Consider the following 6072-nt stretch of genomic DNA (forward strand, 5'->3'; position numbering starts at 1 on the left):
GACGAACTGCTGGTCGACGGGTTCGAGCGCGTCGAGGCGGCGCGCCTGGCCGGCGACCCGGTCAGCCTGACCTACTTCGAAGCGGGCACCCTGGCGGCACTGGCGGCGATCGCCGACGCCCGCCCCCAACTGGCCATTCTCGAGGTGGGGCTGGGCGGCCGGCTGGATGCGGTCAACGTGATCGACAGCGACGTGGCGATCATCACCACCATCGCCCGGGATCACGCGGATTTTCTCGGCACCGATCTCGAGGGTATCGGCTTCGAGAAGGCCGGTATCCTGCGCGAGGGGCGCCCGGCGGTGTTCGGCAGCCGGCAGTTGCCGGCCAGCGTCTCATGTCGCGCCGAGTCGCTTGGCGTCGCCGCCTACTGGCTTGGCCGCGATTTCGATCACGCCGAAGCGGGCGATGGTGAATGGTCCTGGCAGGGGCGGCCGGAAGCGGAGGGTCGCTATCGTCTCGATAGCTTGCCCGACCCGGGGTTGCCGCTGGACAATGCCGCCGTCGCCCTAAAGGCCCTGAGCCTCTGCGGTGTGCCGCCACGAGAGGCCGACTCTCGCCTGGCGATGTCGACCGTGGCGTTGGCGGGCAGGCTGCAGTGGCTGGGGAACTGGTGCTTCGACGTGGCGCACAACCCGCATGCGGCCCGTTACGTGGGATCGCGGCTGGCCCGGCGTCCGCGACCGGTACGCCGTATCGGACTGCTCGGCGTGCTCAGGGACAAGGAAGCCGAGGCGCTGATCGAGGCGCTGGCGCCGGTGGTCGACGTGTGGCTGCCGGTGGGCTTGTCGGGCCCCCGTGGCCGCACGGGTGAGGAGCTTGCCACGGTCGTCGCCGCGCTGGGCGGGAAGACATTGTCGGCGGCATCGTCGCCGGCGGCGGCCGTCGACTGGCTGGCGCCACGTCTTGCGCCGGATGAAGAAGTGTTAGTATGCGGTTCGTTTCTGACCGTGGCCGGCGCGCTCGAGGCGCTCCAGCTCCGGATGAATGACGACGCGTAGTGAATTCGATCACAGCATGATCGAGCGGCTGTCGAAGCATGTCTAAGGAGGTCCAGGTCCTATGAAGTATGGATGGCGTGAACGTATCAGTGGCGCGGTCATTCTCGTCGCGCTGGGGGCCATTTTTCTGCCGATGCTGTTCGACGATCCCGAACCGCGCCAGCAGGAGCCGGGCCCGGTCATGGTGATCGAACAGCCGATCGAGGGGGGCGAGACACGTCAGCGCATCATCGAGTCACCGCAGCCGCCCAAGTCGGTCGCCACCAACGGTGGCACCAGCGCCGGCAGTGGCGGTACGGATGGCGCTCCCGTGCCGGAGCCGGATACGCGCAGCCAGCTGGGTGCCGGCGGCGACGACTCGTTTGGCCAGAACGGCGCTGCCGGCGGCGGATCGTCCGCCAATGACGGTGATGATCCGATCGCCGATATCGCGCAGTCCGAACAGCCGCAACCGGCGTCCCGCCAGCCCGAGCCGGAACCGGAGCCTGAACCTGAACTGGCCAAGCCCGCCGCCAGCCAGTCGTCTTCTCCGCAGCAGGCTTCGACGTCCGAGCGTACTCCCGCGAGCAGCGATGGTGGCTGGGTGGTCCAGGTCGGCAGCTTCGGCCAGTCAGACAACGCCACACGGTTGGCTGCCAAGCTCAAGGAGCAGGGTTTCGCGGCATATTCCCAGCCCCGGGACAACAACCTGACCACGGTCTACGTGGGGCCGTTCTCGTCGTCGGACGCTGGCGAGAAGGCGCGCTCCGAGCTCAAGCAGGCCGCCAATATCCAGGGGCTGCTGATCCGCAAGCCGGGTAGCTGATGACACTGACCTGGCTCGACTATGCCTTCCTGCTGGTATTGACGATATCGATGCTGGCAGGTTTCATGCGTGGCCTGGTGCGAGAGGCGCTGGGACTCGGGGCCTGGATCGTGGCGTTGCTGGCGGCGCGGATATTCGCCCAACCGATCGCCGATCTGCTGGCGCCCTACATCTCCCACCCCGACGCACGACTGGTACTGGGTTTCGTGCTGATCATCTTCGTGGTGGTGATGATCTGCGGCTTCATCATCCGGCTGCTCAATGCGGCGGTCGAGTGGGTCGGCATGGGCTTCTTCAATCGCCTGGCCGGCGCGGCCTTCGGCCTGGCCCGGGGAGCGGCGATCCTGGTGATCGTCACCGTCGTCATCGGGCTGACGCCGCTGGCGCAGCTGCAGGCGTGGCAGCAGGCGCAGTTGAGGCCGTCATTCGAATCCCTGCGCGAGTGGGCGGTGGTGCAGTTGCAGGGCTGGGACGTCGATACGACGGCTGCGGAGGACGCCATGCGGCAACTGCCGATGACGCTGCCGCAAAGCGACAATTCTTCATCCAGTCAGAACGGCCGGGGTGTGACCATTCCGATCCCCGGTCCGACCGAAAAACCGGCGCCCTGAAGGAAGCGATGAACGAATAGACGAGCGGCATGAAGTGCCAGATGCCCGGAGCGCAGGACCGCAACTCAGGGGTCATGTCGAGGGTTTCGATCTGGCGACTCGCCCGTGCAGACATTCGTGCACTGTTTCCCGGAAGGGTGCGACCAAGCGAGGTAAGGCGGCATGTGCGGTATCGTAGGCCTCATGGCCAATGAAGCGGTCAATCAGTTGATCTATGACGCATTGACGGTTTTGCAGCACCGCGGACAGGACGCCGCCGGCATGATGACCTGGGATGAGGGTCGCTTTCTGCTGCGCAAGAACAACGGGTTGGTGCGTGACGTGTTTCATACGCGCCACATGAAGCGTCTGCAGGGCCACCTGGGGATCGGCCATGTGCGCTACCCGACCGCGGGCTCCGCGAGCGAGGCCGAGTCCCAGCCGTTCTACGTCAATTCGCCCTACGGCATCACCCTGGCCCACAACGGTAACCTGACCAACTCGGAACAGCTCAAGCAGGAGCTGTTCTCCTCCGACCTGCGTCACATCAACACCAGCTCCGACTCCGAGGTGCTGCTCAACGTGTTTGCCCACGAATTGGGCAAGCAGGGGCTATACCTCACCCCGGAAGACATCTTCGACGCGCTGCGCCGCGTCCATCGTCGCTGCAGTGGCGGTTACGCGGCGGTCGCGATCATCAACGGCTTCGGTCTGGTGGCGTTCCGCGACCCCCATGGCATCCGGCCGGTGGTCTACGGCACGCGCCAGACCGCCGAGGGCCAGGAGGTGATGATCGCCTCCGAGTCGGTGGCGCTCGACGTCGCCGGCTTCGAGCTGGTGCGCGACCTGGCACCGGGCGAAGCGATCTTCGTCGACATGGACAAGAACATCCACACGCAGCAGTGTGCCGACAAGCCGCGGCTGACACCGTGCATCTTCGAGCACGTCTACCTGGCGCGTCCCGACTCCATGCTCGACGGTGCCTACGTCTACGGCACCCGGATGCAGATGGGGCGCAAGCTGGGCGACCGCATCCAGCGGGAATGGCCGGACCACGATATCGACGTGGTGATCCCGATTCCGGATACCTCCCGGACCACGGCGCTGGAGTTGGCCCAGCACATCGGGGTGACCTTCCGTGAAGGTTTCATGAAGAACCGCTACATTGGGCGGACCTTCATCATGCCGGGCCAGACCCAGCGCAAGAAGTCGGTCCGCCAGAAGCTCAACGCCATCGCCAGCGAGTTCGAAGGCAAGAACGTGCTGCTGGTGGACGACTCCATCGTGCGTGGTACGACCTGCAAGCAGATCATCCAGATGGCGCGGGACGCCGGTGCCAACAAGGTCTACTTCGCTTCCGCCGCGCCGGCGGTGCGCTATCCCAACGTCTACGGCATCGACATGCCGGTGGCTACCGAACTGGTCGCTCACGGTCGTACCGATGCCGAGGTGAGCGAACTGATTGGCGCCGACAAGCTGATCTATCAGGATCTGGAGGATCTCAAGGCCGCCTGTCGTGAAGTCAATCCGGCACTGGACGATTTCGACTGTTCCGTCTTCGACGGCAGCTACGTGACCGGCGATGTCGACGAGGCCTATTTCGCCGCGCTGGAGGCTTCGCGCAACGATGCCGCCAAGCAGCGCGAGAGCCTCAACGCCGTGGTCGACCTGCACAACGATATCGAAGACGATTGAACCTTCCGACCCGATGATTCGCTCATCGGGTCCTGCTTTCAGGAGCTGCAGGATGAGTTTTGACGACGACCTCACGCCGGGGTTGGAGACGTTCGGCCTGGAGACGCTGGCGATCCGCGCGGGGCACGAGCGCACCCACGAGCAGGAGCACGGGGAGCCGATCTTCCCGACTTCCAGCTTCGTCTACGGCAGCGCTGCGGAGGCGGCGCGCAAGTTCAAGGGCGAGGAACCGGGCAACGTCTACTCCCGCTTCACCAACCCCACGGTACGCACCTTCGAACGGCGTCTGGCGGCGCTCGAGGGCGGCGAGCGCTGCGTCGCCACCAGCTCCGGCATGGCCGCGATCCTCTCCACCGTGCTGGCGCTGTTGGAAGCGGGCGACGAAGTCATCGTGTCGCGCTCGGTGTTCGGCTCGACCATCGCCCTGTTCGACAAGTATCTCGCCAAGTTCGGCGTGGTGCCGCGGTATGTCGAACTCAACGATCTGGCGCAGTGGGAAGCGGCGATCACGCCCCGGACCAGACTGCTTTTCGCGGAGACGCCGTCGAACCCGCTCAACGAGCTGGTCGACATCGCGGCGCTGGCCGAACTGGCCCACCGCCACGGCGCCTGGCTTGCGATCGACAACTGCTTCCTCACCCCGGCGCACCAGCGGCCGCTGGAGCTGGGGGCGGACCTGGTCATCCACTCGGCGACCAAGTATCTCGACGGTCAGGGCCGGGCGATCGGCGGGGCGGTCGTGGGGCGGGACCAGGAGCTCGAGCAACTCTACGGCGTCGTTCGCACCTGCGGCCCGTGCATGAGCCCGTTCAACGCCTGGATCTTCCTCAAGGGGCTGGAGACGCTCAGCCTGCGGATGGAGGCCCACAGCCGCAACGCGCTGGCATTCGCGGAGTGGCTGGAGTCGCAGCCGGCCATCGAGCGTGTCCACTACAGCGGCCTCGGGAGCCACCCGCAGCATGCGCTGGCCAGGCAGCAGCAGCGGGGCTTCGGGGCGGTGATGGGGCTCGAGGTGAAGGGCGGCCAGGAGGCGGCGTGGACGGTGATCGACAACACTCGCCTGATGTCGATCACCGGCAACCTGGGGGACGTCAAGACCACCATCACCCATCCCGGCACCACCACCCATGGCCGTCTCAGCGACGAGCAGCGCGCTTCCGCCGGCATCCGGGACGGCCTGATTCGCATCGCCGTCGGGCTGGAGACGCTAGACGATCTCAAGGCCGATGTCGCACGCGGGCTGAAATTGCTCTAGCCGGCGAGGGGGCCGGCCTGGCGCGTCAGGTTGGTGGGCGCTAACCTGGGGTGCCCGATAAGGCGCCTTCCCAAAGGGAGCAAGGCTCCGGCGGTTGCGCTGGAGCCTTGTCGGTTTTGACGGTCGGGTTTCGGTTGGCCATTGCTATCTATTGTTCGTTCGTGGGGCCATACTGACGTTGTCACGTCGGCCTGGCTGGCTGAAATCATCATCACGTGGGTCGCAGCCGCCGGGTTGACCAACTGGGTCGTATTCGGGCGAGGAAAATGTGATGAGCAAAGGACGAGACAGCAAGAAGGACACCAAGAAGAAGCCCCTCCTGACAGCCAAGGAGAAGAAGGCTGCAAAGGCCTCCAAAAAGTCCGATAGCAGCATATTCAGTCATTGAAAGCGAAGCGGCCATCGATTCCTCGATGGCTTTGACGATATCTGCCCACCACACCGACTGTCATGTCAGGTATTGATGGCCGCGCTGCCTCGCGTCCGGGTGGCAGCGCGTTCCCCCTCGTTCTTCCCTCGATGCGATGTACGCCGGTGCGTCCGCGGAAGGCTCCGTCGGCTGTCGCCGAGATGAGGCGGGAAACCGGCTCGTGTCTCCGTCTTATTGTTTCCCGCTCGTCACCAATCATTTTACGGATCCCGCTCTAGCTTCCTGACCGTGAGGCAGTATGCTGAATCGGGACGAATGGGAGATACGCCGTGTGGGGTAATACGCGATCGGGTTGGGG

General features: G+C 65.2%; 5 protein-coding genes. All 5 read left to right on the top strand.

Annotated elements, in window-relative coordinates; translation table 11 throughout:
* Nucleotides 1–999, top strand: a 999-nt coding sequence (locus AC3AYF_RS17145; RefSeq protein WP_487780074.1) for a bifunctional folylpolyglutamate synthase/dihydrofolate synthase, incomplete at its 5' end; no start/stop codon positions are given.
* A gap of 61 nt (nucleotides 1000–1060) precedes the next feature.
* Nucleotides 1061–1804, top strand: coding sequence for an SPOR domain-containing protein (locus AC3AYF_RS17150; RefSeq protein WP_295040959.1), 744 nt, complete (start codon nucleotides 1061–1063; stop codon nucleotides 1802–1804).
* Nucleotides 1804–2415 carry a CvpA family protein gene (locus AC3AYF_RS17155; RefSeq protein WP_295040961.1) on the top strand — a complete coding sequence of 204 codons (612 nt, stop codon included), beginning with the start codon at nucleotides 1804–1806 and terminating at the stop codon, nucleotides 2413–2415. The genes AC3AYF_RS17150 and AC3AYF_RS17155 overlap by 1 nt, the downstream gene beginning before the upstream one ends.
* 162 nt (nucleotides 2416–2577) lie before the next feature.
* Nucleotides 2578–4089 (top strand): amidophosphoribosyltransferase, encoded by a 1512-nt coding sequence (purF, locus tag AC3AYF_RS17160; RefSeq protein ID WP_295040963.1) that lies wholly within the window; start codon nucleotides 2578–2580, stop codon nucleotides 4087–4089.
* A gap of 52 nt (nucleotides 4090–4141) precedes the next feature.
* Nucleotides 4142–5344 carry an O-succinylhomoserine sulfhydrylase gene (locus tag AC3AYF_RS17165; RefSeq protein WP_295040965.1) on the top strand — a complete coding sequence of 401 codons (1203 nt, stop codon included), beginning with the start codon at nucleotides 4142–4144 and terminating at the stop codon, nucleotides 5342–5344.
* The last annotated feature ends 728 nt before the right edge of the window (nucleotides 5345–6072 follow it).

The sequence above is a fragment of the Salinicola sp. genome (assembly GCF_982684285.1).